Here is a 15,421-nt window from a genome sequence, read left to right as displayed (position 1 = left end):
GCCTCCGACGAGGACGACCACGGCTACGGTGCACTCCGTGCGGACCCGCATCGACGCCCGGAGTGCTGTCCGAGCAGGGCGTGATGGTCCTCTTCCAGGCGGATGCCGAGCGCATACGCGACGGGAACAGACCGTGGACCTTCGTTGCCGGCGGGGCTCCGTTCCGGGAGTGATCTCGGCTGGCCGACACCGGCGGGTGTCCCAGACGGTCATCGTTGTCTTGACAACATTTGTCGCGGCACGCAACCTGGACAGGTGACAGCTTCCAGCAGCAGCGGCCTGCGCGATCATCTCGGCTACTGGCTCCGCCGACTCTCCGACGAGGTCCACAGCCGGTTCGAGCGCGAGCTCGCCCAGCACGACGTGACCGTTTCCCAGTGGGCGGTCCTGATCACCGTCCACCGAGGCGACGCCACCACCACCCGCGAGGTGGCCCGGTACATCGACATCGATGCCGGGGCCGTCTCCCGCCTGGTCGACCGCCTGGCTGCCAAGGGGCTGATGACCCGCGAGCCGGACCCCGCCTCCCGCCGCACCCTGCGGCTGGCGCTGACCGACGCCGGACGCGACCTGACCCCCCGCCTGGCCGCGATCGCCGACCGCAACGACGCCCACTTCTTCGGCGGTCTCGACCCGGCTCAGCGCCACCAGCTGGAGGAGTGGATCCGCCGCCTCGTCGGCGAGACCCACCCGCAGTCCACCCCACCGCCGACCTCCTGAAAGGCGCCACCATGAGCACCGCCCCCACCCCCGCCCGCTCGGTCACCAAGACCGTCACCATCGATCGCCCCGTCGCCGACGTCTTCGCCTTCCTCGACGACGCCGCCAACTGGCCCGCCTGGGCGATCGTCAACGTCAAGGCGATCGAGCCCACCGACGAGCCGGACTGGTGGCTGATGACCACCCCGCGCGGTACGGCCCGGCTCCGCATCCGCAGCAACGCCGTACTCGGCACCCTCGACCACGACTACGTCGAGGACCAGGCGTCCTGGGAGGTCCCGGCCCGCGTGGTGGCCAACGGCACCGGCACCGAGTTCATGATCACCTTCTTCCAGCCCCCGGCCTTCACCGACGCCTTCTTCGACGACCAGATCGCCCTGGTCGACACCGAACTCGCCACGCTCAAGCGCATCCTCGAATCAGCGGCCTGAGCGGCCGAGCCCGCCGCGCCCCATTCACTGAGGGGCAAGTCGGGGTTCGCTGCCGCGGCGGCCGCGACCGACTCCGCCGGATCGACCAGCAGCCGCACCAACTCCTCGACCGGAAGCCGCGGATGGCCCGCGATGGTGCGACGCACCTTGTGTGTGGGAGAGGGAGGGCAGCGCCCAGGCCGCCCCCGGCCCCCCTCAGCCGCCCCCCGTCAGCGCCCCCACGACGCCCGCCGCCGCGAGCAAGGCCGCGGTGAGAGCGGAAGCCGACGGGGCGAAGACCGGTGGGGTGGACACGGCCGGGGTCGGGGCAGGGTCCGGGGCCGTGGCGTGGTGGGGGAGGATGCCGCGGTGCCAGAACAGGCAGAGGCGTTCCCAGTGGGTGCGTTCCTCCTCGCCGTCCGCGACGGGGCGGTCCACTGCGGCCAGTAGTAGCCCCCGGTACAGGTCGAACGCGACCCGCAGGTGCTGCCCGTAGATCAGAGCCCTCAGCAGCGCACCCCGGTAGCAGAGCCAGGCGACCAGCCCGCCGCCCCACAGGCACAGCAGGAAGGGCGCCGCCGACGCGTGCACCGCCCACAGGTACGCGGCCCCGCCGATCGCGAGGACGGCGGACAGGAAGGCCGATCCGAGGAGCGCCGTCAGGCCCGTCCGGGCGCCGCCGAGCACGAGCAGGAAGGGCTCCGGCAGGACCGGGTACAGGCGCGGCCACACCAGGACGGCATCGATGCCGTAGCGGAGCCGGGGATAGAGCTCGGCGGCCTTCAGTACGTTGCCCAGCCGGGTCGGCATGACCTCGTGCGGGCGGGTACGCGGAGGGTAGCCGTCGTGCGTGGCGGCGTCGTCCGACCGCGCGAGCAGGCGCCGGTGGTGGCCGCGGCCGAGCCGGCCGAGCGTACGGTTCCCCAGTGGGCCCCACCGGCCGGCGGCCAGCCGGAGCAGGGAGGTCTGGGCGCTGCCGAGCGCCGTCGCCACGCACACCAGCGCGAGGACGAACCCCGCCACCACGAGCACCTTGAACTCCCACGAGCCGCCGCGCCATGCCCGCAACGCCTCGTGCACGGAGCCCCGGCCGGCCACGAGGACCAGCCCGGCCAGGCAGCAGAACACAAAACTCGGCAGCAGCACGCCGCGGACCGACCGCCGGCCCGCCACAAGTGCCAGTTCGCCCAGCGTGGTGCTGAACACCGCTCACCGCTCCCGCGGTTCGAGCGGATGGGCGCCGGTGTCGGCGCCATCACCCGTACACGTCGGCGGGTAGTCCGGGTCGTACAGGGTGATCTGGTTCAACTGGCCGCACCGGCAAAGGAGTCTGGCGACGGGCACGCCGACCGCACCCACCAGGACCCCGTCCTCGGGGTGCGCGAGATCCGACCGGGTCCGGCCCAGAGGTACGTCGTCCGCCTCCGCGGAGTGGCGTGCGATCGTCGGATGTTCCAGAACGCCCAGGATGCCGGACGGCCCGATTACGACGGCGCCGAAAGGGTTCAGCGCGAGCAGGGTGACCCCTTCGCCCGTGAGGAGTTCGTGCAGGGTGAGGTGGGCGGGGACGAGCACGACCGGCGCCAGGTCCGCGCCACCAGCGACCCCCAGTCCGGCAGGGACACCGGCGGCATCCAGCGCCACCACGTACCCGTCCGTTGCCTCATCGGGCCGGGTACTGACGGGGGCCAAGGGCAGTTGATTGAGCGCCAGTTGGGCGAGGGTCATCGCCAGTCTCCTACGAGTGTGAACGGAGCCCAGTAGTACGGGTGGTCGAAGGCGGGCCGGTCGTGATCGGGGCGGGCGGAGGCGTACCGCGCCCGGTTGCGCAGCACCAGGAGCCGGCGCCGGTCCGGGGAGCCGTCGGGCGTCCCCGCGAGCAGGGCGTCGATCTCGGCGAGGGCGCCGCCGCCGTCGCCCGCGCGCAGCCGGAGGCGTGCGATGTCGTGGCTCAGGGAGCGTACGGAGTCCCGGTCGCCGGCGCCCAGCCGCTCCCGCTCCCGCTCCCGCTCGCAGTGTTCCAGGGCCTGCCCCAGACTCACCGTCCGCAGCCGGTGCCGGGCGGCGGACAGCGCGGCCCCCACCGCGCTCCCGTCCCTCAGCCGCCGGTAGAAGTCCTCCATCAGCAGGGCGGTGGAGACGTCGTCCACCTGCCACCGGGTCACCAGGACCGACCGTGCGCCCGCGTGCAGGAACTGCCGTGTCAGACCCATGAGTTCGTTCCCCGCGCGCTGCTCCTGCACGCCGGTGTCGCAGCCGCTGAGCACCACCAGGCGGACGTCGAGTCGTACGGTGACCAGGTCCTCGGCCGTGAGCTCCCCGTCGGCCAGGAGAATGCCCGAGCGGGAGGGCCGTTCGCGGTCGAGGCGGCAGTGACAGGCCAGGTGTACCACGTCGAAGCGGTCGCGCGAGACCCGCTCCCGCAAGGTCTCCAGGGTGGCCGACGGCCCCGTATGGACCTCGGCGGAGGGAAGGACCGCGCGGATCGCACGGGCCTCGGCCCTCGCGTGGGTCAGGTCGCCCCGGGAGTCGGCCAGGACCAGCGCCGTACGGGTCGCGGCGCGCTCGGGGGCCGGGGTGCCGAGCCTGTACCGCATGAGCGACGCACTCGGCGTACAGCTCATCGGATTGCGTTCGCCCCATGGAGCGCCCGCCACGGTGACGGCGTGCAGCGGCAGATCGTGCAGTGGGCCGTCCGGCACCAGCCAGAGGACTTCGCCGGGGCTCGTGTGCTCGGCGACGGCCCGCGCCAGCGCCGCCAGGCCGGTGGCCCACGCCGGTTCCGGCCGACCGACGTCCGGCCTCGTCGGCGTCAGCGCGTCCGCCTCCAGCGGCAGATCCAGGACCACCGGCTCGGCCCGCTCCGCCCGCACCAACAGGACGATGGTGCGGGCCCCGATGCGTACGAACTCGACCAGGACCTCACCCGGTTGCAGCATCGCCCGCAGTTCCGCGTACTGCGCCGGAGCGCCGCGTCGCCCGCTCACGTACGTGGCGCCGACCGCTCCGGTGGCCTCCATCGCGCGCCAGATCTCTTCCAGCTTCGCGCGCTCCACCTGCCCCCAGTAGGGGTTCAGGACCGCGAATCCGTACGGACCTCGGGAGCCGATCCGGTCACTGCTGCGGACGCTCTGCAGCAGCGCCTTTTCCTTCTGCTGCAACTCACTTAGTGCAGAAGGCAGTTCGACGTCATGGCTGCCGCCCAGCGTCTCCAGCATCAGCCGGGACCGGCCGCGCTCCGCCAGCTCCACCGCCGTCGCCAACGGCACCTCGGGCACGCGTCCGTCGACGACGAGGGCGACCAGCTCGGCGCACGGCCCGGCCAGGTCGAGATCGATGCGCAGGTCGGCGTCCGCGACCCGGTCGCGCGCGGTCTCGATCGAGGCGACGAGCGCGATCAGGTGGTCGTACTGCTCACGCCAGTTGCGGGCGCGGCCCGCGTTTGCGGCCAGCAGCCGGTGGGCAGCGGTCTGCTGCGCCAGGTCGTCCGCCGAACGGGCGACCTCCAGTACGTCCATGGCCGCCAGCCGGGCGGCGTCGAAGGATCCGTGGGCGTACGACCGCTGCGCCTCGGCCATGACCTGCCGAAGGCCCTGGCCGACCACCGGCGGGTACATATCGGCGAAGCTCCGGTGCTGCCCGGGCAGCACCACCCCGGGTTGTCGGCCGTCCCGCCGTTCCGCGGTCTGGGCAACACGCTGCTCCACGTGCCGTACGAAGGCCAGCGCGCGGTGGTGGACGGAGAGGAAGGGGAGCCGGGTGGGCAGCTCCTCGAACAGGGCGTGGGCATCGCGTAGCGGAAGGGCCGACGGCGTGAGGCGGCCGCCGCGACCGGCGGCGCACTCCACGGCTTCGGCGAGGCAGCGTAGGGCGGACGGCAGCGTGGAGCGCTTGCCCATCTCGTCCAGCGCGGCCAACGCCTCCTCCGGGCGGTTCAGCTCGAAGGCGAGGGCGTCGGCGGTGAGGCAGTGGGCGGCTGCCGCGTTCAACGGGAGACCGGCGGCGGTGAACAGCTCGGCCGCGTAGCGCCGGTTGCGCACGGCATTGTCCAAGAGGCCCGTAGTCAGGCTGACTTCGGCCCGTGCCATGGCTGTCATGGCGGCCACGATCTGCCAGGTGGTGAACAGCTGCCGGCGCTCGTGCTCCGGGATCTCCGTACCGGCCTGGTACTGGAAGAGGCCCTTGAGGGAGTCGGCGTACGCCTCGGCCGTGCTCACCCAGGGCTCGGCGTCCGCCGTGGGCGTGGTGGCGCTCGCCCGCCAGCTGCTGACGACGAAGTCGTAACCGGGGGAGCCCGCCAGGACTTCGTCATGGCGGAGCGTCAACTCCCAGGCTGTCAGGTCCGGTCGGGCCGGGCGACGGATCACCGCATCGTAGGCCCACGCGCCGAGGATGCTCCCCTGCATCCACGGGACGCGGAACGCGGGCTGGAGGGGGAGGCGCAAGGCGTTCAGGACCCGGAGCTGCCAGTCCCCGGTACGGGCGGCGCGCGCGGAAAAGGCCAGTTCAGCGGCTGTGGCGGTGACGGCCGGTAGGAGCAGGCCGGGTGCGGTGGAGTGGGTGACCGCCAGGAGCGCGGGACCCCAGCCGCGTCCGAGTAACTGGCGCAGTGCGAGGAAGGGTTGGAGCCCGCGCGAGGGGACACCCCTGACATCCGGCCACGCGCGCCACTCCTGCAAACAGCCGAGCACCGTCACGACAAGGAGGAGCAGCGCCCAGCCCGCCGAGTTCCAGGAGACCGCGCCTTCCGGCGGGCCGAGCCGCCCGAGCCAGGCGTCGGGCCAGAGCGCCAGCACCCCGCCCGCCACCAGGAGGGTCAGCGCTCGTTTCAGTCGCTCCCGTCCCTGCAACAGCCGTACGAACACGCGTAGGCGCAGGTCGTGGAGGAGCACCCGGCCGAAGAGCAGCAGGGCCAGTACCGCGCCCAGGGTTCCCGAAGCGGTCGGATCGAGGGACCAGAGCAGTGGCGGGAGCGCGCCGACCACGAGATGCAGCAGCCGGCACAGGTGGTCGCTGATGTACGGCGGCTGGATCGCGCCCGCCCGGGTCCCCCAGACGCCTCGTCCCCCGAGCTGCAATCCCCACTCCCAGTGCGCGATCGTGAACGGACCGTGTGCGCAGGAGCTTAGCCGGGCGGGCGGGGCAAGGGCGCTTGCCGCGAGCCGAGTTCACCCGGCGCGGTGGCGGACGCCGGGCATCGGGCGCGGGCCCCCCAGCCGTTCCCCGCGCGGCCGGGAGCGTGCGCATCCGTCGTACGGCCGGTGGCCCAGCCGTACACCCCCGAGGCGGTCAGTCCAGGTACCCCGTCACCAGCTCCGCAAAGGCTTCCGGCGTGAGAACCTCCACGCCCAGCTCCGCCGCCTTGGCCGCCTTCGTGCTGGGCTTGCCGCCCGCCGCCGGGGCGCTCACCAGCAGGGAGGTCTTGGAATTCACGCTGCTGCCCGCCCGGCCTCCCGCCTTCTCGATCAGCGCGTTCATCTCCGTACGGCTCAGGCCCTCCAACGGCCCGGACATCTTCCCGGTGACCACCACGACCTTGCCCTCCAGAACCCCCGGAACGGCGGCGTTCTCGCCGTCCCCCTGCGGCTCGGCGGCCGTGCCGCCCACCCACCCCGGCTCGCTCATGTTCACGCCCGCCGCGATCAGCTTCTCGATGACCGGCCCGAGCGCCGCCACCTGCGCGACGATGACCGGCGCCTTCTCCGGCCCGATGCCCTCCACCTCCTGCATCGCCACCGCGTCGGCCGCCCGGATCGCCTCCATCGTGCCGAAATGCCGGGCGATGCGCCGCGACATGCTCCGCCCCGTCCCCAGTACTCCCAGCGCGCAGAACACCCGGCTCAGCGGACGCCCCCGCGCCGCGTCGATCTGCTCGGCCAGCCGCACACCCCGGCGTGCGCTGCCCGCGGCCACCGACAGCTCCTCGACCCCCAGGGTGAAGAGGTCCGCGACATCGCCGACGGCGCCCGAGGTGACCAGGGCCGCCACGTACTTCGGGCCCAGACCGTCGATGTCCAGCATCTCCCGCCCGGCCGCGTACTGGATCAGCGCCGGCAGCCCGCACGCCGTGCCGCGCCCGCAGCGCCAGCGCTCCTGCGTGGTGTCGATGTCCCCGCCGCAGCGCGGGCACGCCTGCGGCAGCGGCACCTCGACCGCGCCCGCCGGGCGCAGACCCGTCACTGCCGCCCGTACGCGCGGAATGATGTCCCCGGCCTTGTACACCGTCACCGTGTCGCCCAGGTGGAGGTCGCGGCGGCGGATGTCGGCGGGGTTGTGCAGCGTGGCCCGCGTGATCACCGAGCCGTCGATCTCCACCGGCTCCAGCACCGCGGTCGGCGCCAGCACCCCGGTCCGGCCGACCTCCCACAGCACCTCCCGCAGCACCGTCTGCCGCTCCACCGCCGCGAGCTTCACCGCGACCGCCCAGTACGGGAACCGGCTCCCGCACCCGGCCGCCGCACGCTCCGCCGCCGCGTCCAGCTTGACCACCACGCCGTCGATGCCGACATCCAGCCCCGCCCGCAGTGCCGCGATCCGGTCGACGTGCTCCTGCACCCCGGCCAGGTCCGCCGCCACAGCGCACCCGGCGACCGTGCCCGCGGTGGTGCCTATGCCCAGCTCCGCCACGGCGGCCAGCACCTCGGCGTGCGAGGTGTCCGCAGGCAGGAACGATTCGCCGTCCAGGTCCACCGCGCCGTACGCCCAGAACGTCATCCGCAGCCGGTACGGCCGGTCCTTCGCCCGCAGCGTGCCCGCCGCGCCGTTGCGGGGATTGGCGAAGACCGGCGCGCCGTGGGCCGCCCGGACGGTGTTCGCCGTCTCGAACTGCTCCTGGGTGAAGGCGACTTCACCTCGCACCTCGACGGTCACCGGCCGCTCCAGCGCCTCCGGCAGCCCGTCGATCTGCCCGATGACATGACGTACGTCCTCACCGTGGCTGCCGTCGCCGCGCGTGACGATCTGCACCAGGCGGCCCTGCCGGTAGCGCGCGGCCACGGCCGCCCCGTCGATCTTCGGCTCCACGGTGTACCCGCCCTGCGGGGCGTGCCCCAGCCGGCGCTCCAGGGAGGCACCCCAGGCCACCAGCCCGTCGGCGTCGAAGACGTTGTCCAGGCTCAGCAGCGGGGAGGTGTGCGCGATGTCCCCGGTCGGGGCCGCGCCGTCGGCGACCAGGGCGGTGGGGGAGCCGGCGGCCACCTCGGCCGGGTGCGCCTCCTCCCAGGCCAGGGCCGCCAGCCGCAGCCGGTCGTAGGAGACGTCGTCCAGCTCGCTGTCACCGCCGCCGTAGTACGCCCGCGAGGCCGCGCGCAGCTGGTCCAGTACGGCCTCGTACGCGGCACGCTCGGAGCCGACGGAGAGGACGGGGGCGGCGGGCTCCGCGGCGGTGGTGGGGGCGGAAGCGGGCAGGGCGGAGTACGCCTCATCGGCGGCGAGAATCGTCATGTCGAAGATCTTCTCCCCGACCACTGACAACGGCCCTGGAGCGAGGACGGCCAGGGGCCGGAGCCGGGTAGTCATGGGGGGGGGAAGGTGGTCGTGGGGCGCGGGCTCACCCCTGTTCGCGCATGCCCCACGGCGAACCGTAGGCCGTCAGCAGCTCCAGGAAGGGGCGCGGATCCAGCGCCTCCGGCCCCAGCACCCCCGACCCCGCCCACTCGCCCCGCGCCATGAGCTCCAGCGCCACCACCGGGTTGACCGCGGTCTGCCACACCACGGCCTGCGAGCCGTACTCGCGCATGGACCACTGGTTGTCCACCACGTGGTACAGGTACACCTCGCGCGGCCGGCCGTCCCGGACGCCCTTGACCCACGTACCGGCACAAGTCTTCCCGGTCATCCGCTCGCCCAGCGTCGCCGGGTCCGGCAGGCAGGCCGCCACCACGTCGCGCGGGGACACCCGTACGGTCTCCCCGTCCGCGCTCCGCACCGTGACCGGAGCGGTCGAGTCCAGCCCGAGCGCGTGCAGGGTCCGCAGCTTGCCGATGAAGTCCTCGCCCAGCCCGTACTTGAAGGTCACGCGCCGGGCGTCCACCCAGCGCGGCACGAGCAGCACCTCCTCGTGCTCGACGTTGACGCACTCCACCGGCCCGATCCCGTCGGGGAACTCGAACACCTCCGGCTCGCTGAACGGCTCAGTCGTGAACCACCCGCGCTCGCGCTCGTACACCACGGGCGGGTTCAGGCACTCCTCGATCGTCGTCCAGATGTTGAAGGAGGGGGCGAAGTCGTACCCCTCCACCATGAGGTTCGCCCCGTCCCGGATGCCGATCTCCTCGATCTCGTCGAACAGCTCCTCGGCCGCGTAGCGGGCGAAGACGTCCGACAGCCCCGGCTCCACCCCCATCCCGACCAGCGCCAGCCGCCCCGACTTCTCCCACTCCCGCTCCCGCGCGAACTGCTCGTCGCCGAGCTTGACCCCGCAGGTGTCGTACGGGCGCTCCGCATGCGGCCGTGACAGGGACATGGCCATGTCCAGGTAGTGGCTGCCCGCGGCCAGCGCCGCTTCGAACAGCGGCATCACGAAGCGGGGGTCGGTGGCGTTCAGCAGTACGTCACAGCCCTCCGCCTCCAGCAGTCCGGTGACGGCCGCGGTGTCGGAGGCGTCCACGCGCCGCGCGGTGAACCTTCCGCGGGCCGCCTCCCCGAGGGCGGCCACGGCGGCCTCGGCGCGGGCCGGGTCGTAGTCGGCGACGACGAACCCGTCGAAGAAGTCGCGGCGGGCGGCGATCCGGGTGATCGCGGTCCCCACACCACCGGCACCCACGAGCAGAACACGCATGACAAACCCTCTCTGCCTCGGCGGGGACGCGGCCGTCCGCACCCCCATGGCAGGGGATGAAAGCCGTCCGCCGAAGTTAAGGTCAATGGTGTTGGCATAAGTGTTGCCGCAAGACCCCACGGACAGACGCACCGGACACACCCGACAGGAGGACAGCACGATGGCCAAGAAGGTGGTCCCGGAGGAGGCCCGCAGACGCCGCCGCCCCACCCGCCAGGGCACGGTCCTGTCGGAACGACTGATCGTCGACACCGCCCTGCGCATGCTGCGCGAACACGGCAGCGCGGGCCTGTCCGCCCGCCGCCTCGGCGCCGCCCTGGGCGCGGACCCGAGCACCCTCTACCGCTACTTCGACGGCATGGACGGCCTCACCCTCGCCATCGGCGAGGAGCTGATCGGCCGCGCCCTGGACGCCTTCACCGCCACCGGCGACTGGCGCCCCGACCTGCGCGCGCTCGGCCTCGGCATCCACGGCGCCTACCTCGCCCACCCCCAGGCCGCGGTCCTGACCGCGAGCCGCGTGACCGGCCGCCCGCGGGAGATCGCCACGGACGAGACGGTCCTGGGCATCCTGCGCACCGCGGGCTTCCCAGACCCGGAGGCGGTCGCGATCTACCACGCGTTCATCGACCAGTCCCTGGCTTTCGCCGCCCTGGACGCGGGCGCCCTCGCCCTGGCGGAGACCTCCCGCAGCTCGGACGAACGCCAGTGGGAGTCCACGTACGCCCGCCTGCCGGCGGAGGAGTACCCCCATATCGCGGCTACGGCAGGGCTGCTGGCGGCCCGCATGAACCGCAGCGCGTACCCGCTGGCACTGGACATGCTGCTGGCGAGCGCGGAGGCGCGGCTGCGAGGGATCTCGAACTCGGGCTGATCAGTTCTTAGTTGCCCTGCACCTTGTTGCCTTTGGTGTTTTTGGTGTGTCTGGGTTTATCGGGTGGTCCATCCGCCGTCGATGGTGAGGGTGGTGCCGATGATGTAGGTGGATTGGTGGGTGGTGAGGAAGAGGGCGGCTTGGGCGATTTCGTGGGGGGTGGCCATGCGGGGGAGGGGGTTGTTGGTGAGGAGGGTGTGTTTGATGTGGGGGTTGTTGTTGAGCCAGGGGGTGGTCATGGGGGTGTGGGTGGTGCCGGGGGCGATGGCGTTGATGCGGATGTTGTGTTGGGCGTATTCGTTGGCGGCGGCTTTGGTGAGGCCGATGATGGCGTGTTTGGAGGCGATGTAGGGGGCGGAGACGGGGGTGGCGACGAGGCCGGCGGTGCTGCTGGTGTTGACGATGGTGCCGTGGCCGTGGGTGAGCATGGCGGGTATTTCGTGGCGCATGGCGTTCCAGGTGCCGCGGAGGTTGGTGTCCATGATGGTGTCGTAGGTGTGTTCGTCGAGGAGGTGGAGGGGTTTGGGGGTGGTGCCGGTGCCGGCGTTGTTGAAGGCGGCGTCGAGGTGGCCGTAGGTGGTGATGGCGGCTTGGACGGCTTTGGCGATGTCGTGGGGGTTGCGGACGTCGGCGGTGATGTATTGGGCGTGGTGGCCTTGGTCGGTGAGTTCTTTGGTGAGGGCTGCGAGTTGGGGTTCGTTGCGGGCGATGAGGGTGAGGGCGGCGCCTTCTTGGGCGAAGAGGCGTGCGGTGGCGGCGCCGATTCCGGTGCTGGCGCCGGTGATGAGTGCGGATCTGTTGTGGAGGAGGGGTGTGGTGTGGGTGGGTGGGGTCATGGCGTGACGGTAACAGGGTGGGGTGGGGTGGTGGCGGTGGGTGTGGGTGGGGTGGTGTTGGTGACGGGTGGGGGTGGTTTTGTGGGGTCGCGGGTGGTGGCGGGGTTGGTGGGTCGGGGTGTGCGGGTGCGGGTGTTGGTGCGTCGTCGGGGGGCGGTGGAGGGGGTGTTGGCGGGGGTGGCTGCTCTGGTGGGGGCGGGTGTGGGGGCGGGGTCCGTGGCGGGTGGGGGTGTGGTGCCGGGTGTGGGTGCCCCGTTGGGTGTGGGTGGGGGTGTCGTGCCGGGTGTGGCGAGTGTGGGTGGTGTGGCGGGGTCGGGTGCGGGCTCTGTGGTGGGTGCGGGTGGTGGTGCGGGTACGGGTGTTGGGTCTGTGGTGGGTGCTGGTGGGTTTGAGGGCGTGAGTGGTGGTGCGGGTCTGTCGGTGGGCGGGGCTGGGGTTGCGGGTGCGGGTGCGGGGGTTGGTGTGAGCGCGGGTGTGGGTGCTGGTGCCGGTGGGGGTGTTGCGCCCGTGGTGGGGGTTGGTGGTGTGGAGGTGGTGGTGGGGGATTTGGGGCGGGTGGGGTCGTTGCGGGGTGTGTGTGAGGGGGTGGGGGTGGTGTTGCATTTGGCGTCGTGTGTGGGGGGTTCGGTGGGGGAGTGTCGGGTGGTGAATGTGGAGGGGACGCGGGGGTTGTTGGGGGAGGCGGGGCGTGCGGGTGTGGGGCGGGTGGTGCAGTTGGGGACGGCTGCGGTGTATGGGGTGGGTCCGCATGGTGGGGTGGTGGAGGGTGGGGTGGGGGAGTTTCCGGGGTCGGTGCGGAGTGTGACGCGGCTTGCGGGGGAGCGGTTGGTGGTGGCTGCGGGGGGTGTGGTGGTGCGGCCGCATTTGGTGTTCGGGGCGGGGGATCGGTGGGTGGTGCCTTCGTTGGTGGGGTTGTTGGGGCGGTTGCCGGTGTGGGTGGGGGGTGGTGGGGCGCGGGTGTCGTGGGTGTCGGTGGATGTGTTGGCGGGGGTGTTGGTGGATCTGGCGTTGATGGGGGGTGTTGGGGTGCGGGGGGTGTTGCATGCGGGGCATCCGGTGCCGGTGGGGGCGCGGGAGTTGGTGGAGGTGGTGTGTGGGGGTCTGGGGTTGCCGTTGCCGGTGGGGGAGGTGGGTGTGGAGGATGCGTTGCGGCGGTTGGAGGCGGGTGGGGTTCCGGCCGGTGTGGTGCGGCGGCAGTTGGATCTGTTGACGGTGGATCATTTCTTCAACAGTGATCGGTTGTGGGGTGTGGTGGGGACGTCGCCGGGTCCGGTGTTCGGGGAGGCGTTCGGGGAGTTCGCGGGTTGGTATCGGGAGTATCTGGGGTTGTAGGGCGTTGCGCGAGGTTGGTGTGGTGGGTTGAGTCGGGGGCGGGGGCGGGGGCGGGGGCGGGGGCGGGGGCGGGGGCGTGAGGGTGTGGGGGGCCTGTGTGTTCGGGCAGGTCCCTTATGGGGTGCTGGAGGGCTCGCCGCCGAGGCTGTGTGCTGGTGTCGGTCTTGGTGTGTGTGTAGTTCGAGTCGGCGTGGGGCTTGGGCTGCGGGGTGGGTGTGTCCGGGTCGGGTTGCAGGGGCCGGGTGTCGTCCGGGGCGGTCTTGCGGGGTTGTGGGTGGCAGTCCTGTCCGGTCGAGGGCGTTGATGTCGGGTCGGCTCGCTGAACGGACTGTTGATGATCTTGATGCGGGCGTTGTCGGGGCGGCGTGGTGCTGCAGCTGCGGCCCGGGTACGTGCTCCGGTGAAGGGTGACTGCGTCGGCGGGTCGTGGGGCCGGTTGGCGGTGTGAGTCGCTTCCGTGGCCGGTCGTCGTTGAAGCCCGTGATCATCTCCAGTGGAGGCGATCGCCTCCCTTGCCTCTTGATGGCATGCAGTGTGCGGGGCATCGAGCGGTGCCGTCCGCGATGGTGACCGCGTCCTCGGTGTGGTTGTTGCCTCGCCCGGGGAGAGGCCGGGGATCGGCCTTGTCGTCAGCCGGGGCAGCCTCTGTCACCGGCGGCCGCCCAGGTGGCAGGGTCCTGGTCGAGGCTGGCTGATGGGCCCCACGACCGGCACCGTTGGGTGCTTGGCCTGCAGCTTCGCGGCGTGTTCGTGGAGCTGGGGTTCGTGTGGGGACGGCGTTCGTCGAAGGCGTTCCTGGCAACCGGTGTGGCGGCGGTGGCGTCGTGTTCGCTCTCGCCGGCGTCCAGGCCGAAGGAGACATGGATGTCGCGGGTGTGGATCACGTGCGGGCCCCAGCCGCGCTTTCGTCCGGCCTTGCCAGGGCATCGAGCTGCCGCGTCGCCGTTGCGGAGAGCTTTCCCGGCTCGGGTCGAGCCGCTGCTCAAGTCTCTCCTCAGCGGTTCCTCGATACCTCCGGGCCCGGTGACACGAGCCCTCAGGCCGTCCACCGCAACAAGGGGGAGGCCGTGCCGGTTCCGAAGGCCGTCAGGCCCAGTGTGGAGCCATGGAAGCGGCAACGAGGGCGTGGTTTGTCGCTGTGGGCGGTGGGCCGGTGTCGGCGGGGCCCGCCGGAGGGCCGGCCGGTGGTGGCAGGGTCTGCCGGAGTCGGCTGACGGTGGTGGGGCTGGCTGGTGTTCGCCGGTGCTGCGGGGGCCTGGGCCGGGCTGGCGGCCGGCGGGGGCGGGGTGCCGCCGGAGCCGGCTGGGGTCTGTGGGTGCTGGGTGACTTGCCGGGTGCCGGCCGCGGTCGGGGCTTGTCGGGGTCGGTGGGGCGGCTTGTGCCGGCGGGACGTGTCGGAGTGCCGGGGCCGGCAGGTGCCGGCGAGGTCGGCCGGATGCTGTTCTGCCTCGGGTGGGGCTGAGGGTGTGTCCTGCCGCGCCTCGCCCCGTTCTGTGGGGGCTTCCGCGGCTGGTTGCGGGCATGCCCCGGCGGGGTCCGGACGGGGCTGCGCCCCTGCCAGGGGTCGTCAGGTTTGCCTTGTGCGGGGCCTGCGCCGTATTACCGGTGCTGCTCGGGGCGCTGGTGCGGTCGGTCGGCGGGGTGGTCACGCTGGATGGGCGTGGGCGGGAGCCCGCGGGGGAGGTCATCGGGTGGGCGGGGCCGGGGCCGCGGTGCCCTGGGCGGGAATGCGCTCGACGGGGTCGTGGTGTGCGGGCGATCATGTAGGCATGTCCGCGATTGATGCTGTTGCCGATGACCTGCAGGATCTTGCCGTTTTGTGGAGTGTCGGTGAGGTGGGTGCGCAGGATGTCGTGGAGGTCGCGTGTTCGGCGCTGGTGGCCGGGCTGGACAGTCCCGGGCTGAGGATTCTGGCCGGGTACAGCCGGGGTGAGGCGGAGTACGAGGTGCCGGACGTGCTTCCTGGCGTGCTCGATGAGCTGGGCCTGGTGTTCTACCCGCGTGAGAGTGAGGCCGGGCGGGACGCCTGCGTGCGGGCGCTCGCGCACCAGCATCTCGCGGGCCGGCTGACGCCGCGCGAGCTGGCTTTTCGTGTCCATCGGCGGTTCGGTCATCAGCTGCCGCCGGCGGAACGGCTGGCCGAGCTGGACGACGAGTACGACATCGTCGAGTACGGGAACCGCACGGTGGCCCAGCTCGACGCCGAGGTCACGGCCGAGGCCCGGCGTCTGACAGATGGCTGGCCTGAGCGTCACCGGCGTACGTAGCGGCCGATCCCTGCGCGAGTGGCTGACCCGGGTCGCGGGGCCGGACGTCCGGCGGCTGCCTGTCGTCGTGCGGCGGCCTTTGACCTGCCGGGTGCTTGCTGCGCCCCGGGCTGAGGGGGCGGGCTGCCGCGTAGGTGTGTGGGACCGGCCGGATCCGAGCGACAGTTGACGTGGTTGGTTGTCGGGCGCGATGGATTCGCCGT

Annotated in this window: 11 protein-coding genes and 2 pseudogenes; 6 read left to right on the top strand and 7 right to left on the bottom strand. The window is 72.2% G+C overall.

The genetic code is table 11. The annotated features are described in order from the left end of the window. Window positions 1–255 precede the first annotated feature (255 nt). Complete coding sequence (locus ABZ873_RS13415) at window positions 256–720, top strand: MarR family transcriptional regulator (protein ID WP_360869817.1); 465 nt, start codon at window positions 256–258, stop codon at window positions 718–720. 11 nt (window positions 721–731) lie between these two features. Next, window positions 732–1,151, top strand: coding sequence for an SRPBCC family protein (locus tag ABZ873_RS13410; RefSeq protein ID WP_360869814.1), 420 nt, complete (start codon window positions 732–734; stop codon window positions 1,149–1,151). Window positions 1,152–1,237: 86 nt separating this feature from the next. Here ABZ873_RS13410 and ABZ873_RS13405 read toward each other — a convergent pair. From ABZ873_RS13405 to ABZ873_RS13380, 6 genes and pseudogenes are all read right to left on the bottom strand, one after another. Then, a pseudogene (locus ABZ873_RS13405) lies at window positions 1,238–1,297 on the bottom strand (hypothetical protein); the annotation flags it as partial. A 49-nt stretch (window positions 1,298–1,346) separates the two neighbouring features. Beyond that, on the bottom strand, window positions 1,347–2,336 hold the full coding sequence (locus tag ABZ873_RS13400) for a hypothetical protein (protein ID WP_360869812.1): 990 nt from the start codon (window positions 2,334–2,336) through the stop codon (window positions 1,347–1,349). Between the two features lie 3 nt (window positions 2,337–2,339). Continuing rightward, window positions 2,340–2,858, bottom strand: coding sequence for a hypothetical protein (locus tag ABZ873_RS13395; protein ID WP_360869809.1), 519 nt, complete (start codon window positions 2,856–2,858; stop codon window positions 2,340–2,342). Then, on the bottom strand, window positions 2,855–6,208 hold the full coding sequence (locus ABZ873_RS13390) for a CHAT domain-containing protein (protein ID WP_360869806.1): 3,354 nt from the start codon (window positions 6,206–6,208) through the stop codon (window positions 2,855–2,857). The genes ABZ873_RS13395 and ABZ873_RS13390 overlap by 4 nt, the downstream gene beginning before the upstream one ends. A gap of 211 nt (window positions 6,209–6,419) precedes the next feature. Further along, window positions 6,420–8,573, bottom strand: coding sequence for an NAD-dependent DNA ligase LigA (ligA, locus tag ABZ873_RS13385; protein ID WP_360869803.1), 2,154 nt, complete (start codon window positions 8,571–8,573; stop codon window positions 6,420–6,422). A gap of 106 nt (window positions 8,574–8,679) precedes the next feature. Further along, window positions 8,680–9,909, bottom strand: coding sequence for a saccharopine dehydrogenase C-terminal domain-containing protein (locus tag ABZ873_RS13380; RefSeq protein ID WP_360869800.1), 1,230 nt, complete (start codon window positions 9,907–9,909; stop codon window positions 8,680–8,682). A 160-nt stretch (window positions 9,910–10,069) separates the two neighbouring features. Here ABZ873_RS13380 and ABZ873_RS13375 point away from each other — a divergent pair, with 160 nt between their 5' ends. Then, a complete protein-coding gene (locus ABZ873_RS13375) occupies window positions 10,070–10,783 on the top strand; it encodes a TetR/AcrR family transcriptional regulator (RefSeq protein WP_360869797.1) in 714 nt (237 codons plus the stop codon). A gap of 56 nt (window positions 10,784–10,839) precedes the next feature. Here the strand turns inward: ABZ873_RS13375 and ABZ873_RS13370 are convergent, their stop codons facing one another. Further along, window positions 10,840–11,619: an SDR family NAD(P)-dependent oxidoreductase gene (locus ABZ873_RS13370; RefSeq protein WP_360869794.1), complete on the bottom strand. Its 780-nt coding sequence runs from the start codon at window positions 11,617–11,619 to the stop codon at window positions 10,840–10,842. Between ABZ873_RS13370 and ABZ873_RS13365 the strand changes: the two are divergent. From ABZ873_RS13365 to ABZ873_RS13355, 3 genes and pseudogenes are all read left to right on the top strand, one after another. After that, window positions 11,584–12,585, top strand: a pseudogene (locus ABZ873_RS13365) (NAD-dependent epimerase/dehydratase family protein); the annotation flags it as partial. The gene ABZ873_RS13370 and the pseudogene ABZ873_RS13365 sit on opposite strands and share 36 nt — an antisense overlap. Next, the gene (locus tag ABZ873_RS13360) at window positions 12,586–12,951 is read left to right on the top strand and encodes a hypothetical protein (protein ID WP_360869890.1); all 366 of its coding nucleotides are present in this window, start codon (window positions 12,586–12,588) and stop codon (window positions 12,949–12,951) included. A 1,769-nt stretch (window positions 12,952–14,720) separates the two neighbouring features. Next, window positions 14,721–15,218, top strand: a complete 498-nt coding sequence (locus ABZ873_RS13355) for a hypothetical protein (protein WP_360869792.1) — start codon at window positions 14,721–14,723, stop codon at window positions 15,216–15,218. Window positions 15,219–15,421 lie beyond the last annotated feature (203 nt).

This window comes from Streptomyces sp. NPDC047014 (assembly GCF_040644195.1).
In the GTDB taxonomy this organism is placed as follows: domain Bacteria; phylum Actinomycetota; class Actinomycetes; order Streptomycetales; family Streptomycetaceae; genus Streptomyces.
Note: the sequence above shows the minus strand (reverse complement) of the source record. Positions and strands in the feature narration are given on the sequence as shown.

What these genes read in the sequence shown, in the direction of transcription:
- ABZ873_RS13410 (WP_360869814.1), top strand. Translation starts at nt 732, where the DNA reads ATGAGCACCGCCCCCACCCCCGCCCGCTCGGTCACCAAGACCGTCACC.
- ABZ873_RS13395 (WP_360869809.1), bottom strand. Translation starts at nt 2,858, where the DNA reads ATGACCCTCGCCCAACTGGCGCTCAATCAACTGCCCTTGGCCCCCGTC.
- ligA (WP_360869803.1), bottom strand. Translation starts at nt 8,573, where the DNA reads ATGACGATTCTCGCCGCCGATGAGGCGTACTCCGCCCTGCCCGCTTCC.
- ABZ873_RS13380 (WP_360869800.1), bottom strand. Translation starts at nt 9,909, where the DNA reads ATGCGTGTTCTGCTCGTGGGTGCCGGTGGTGTGGGGACCGCGATCACC.
- ABZ873_RS13375 (WP_360869797.1), top strand. Translation starts at nt 10,070, where the DNA reads ATGGCCAAGAAGGTGGTCCCGGAGGAGGCCCGCAGACGCCGCCGCCCC.
- ABZ873_RS13370 (WP_360869794.1), bottom strand. Translation starts at nt 11,619, where the DNA reads ATGACCCCACCCACCCACACCACACCCCTCCTCCACAACAGATCCGCA.
- ABZ873_RS13355 (WP_360869792.1), top strand. Translation starts at nt 14,721, where the DNA reads ATGTCCGCGATTGATGCTGTTGCCGATGACCTGCAGGATCTTGCCGTT.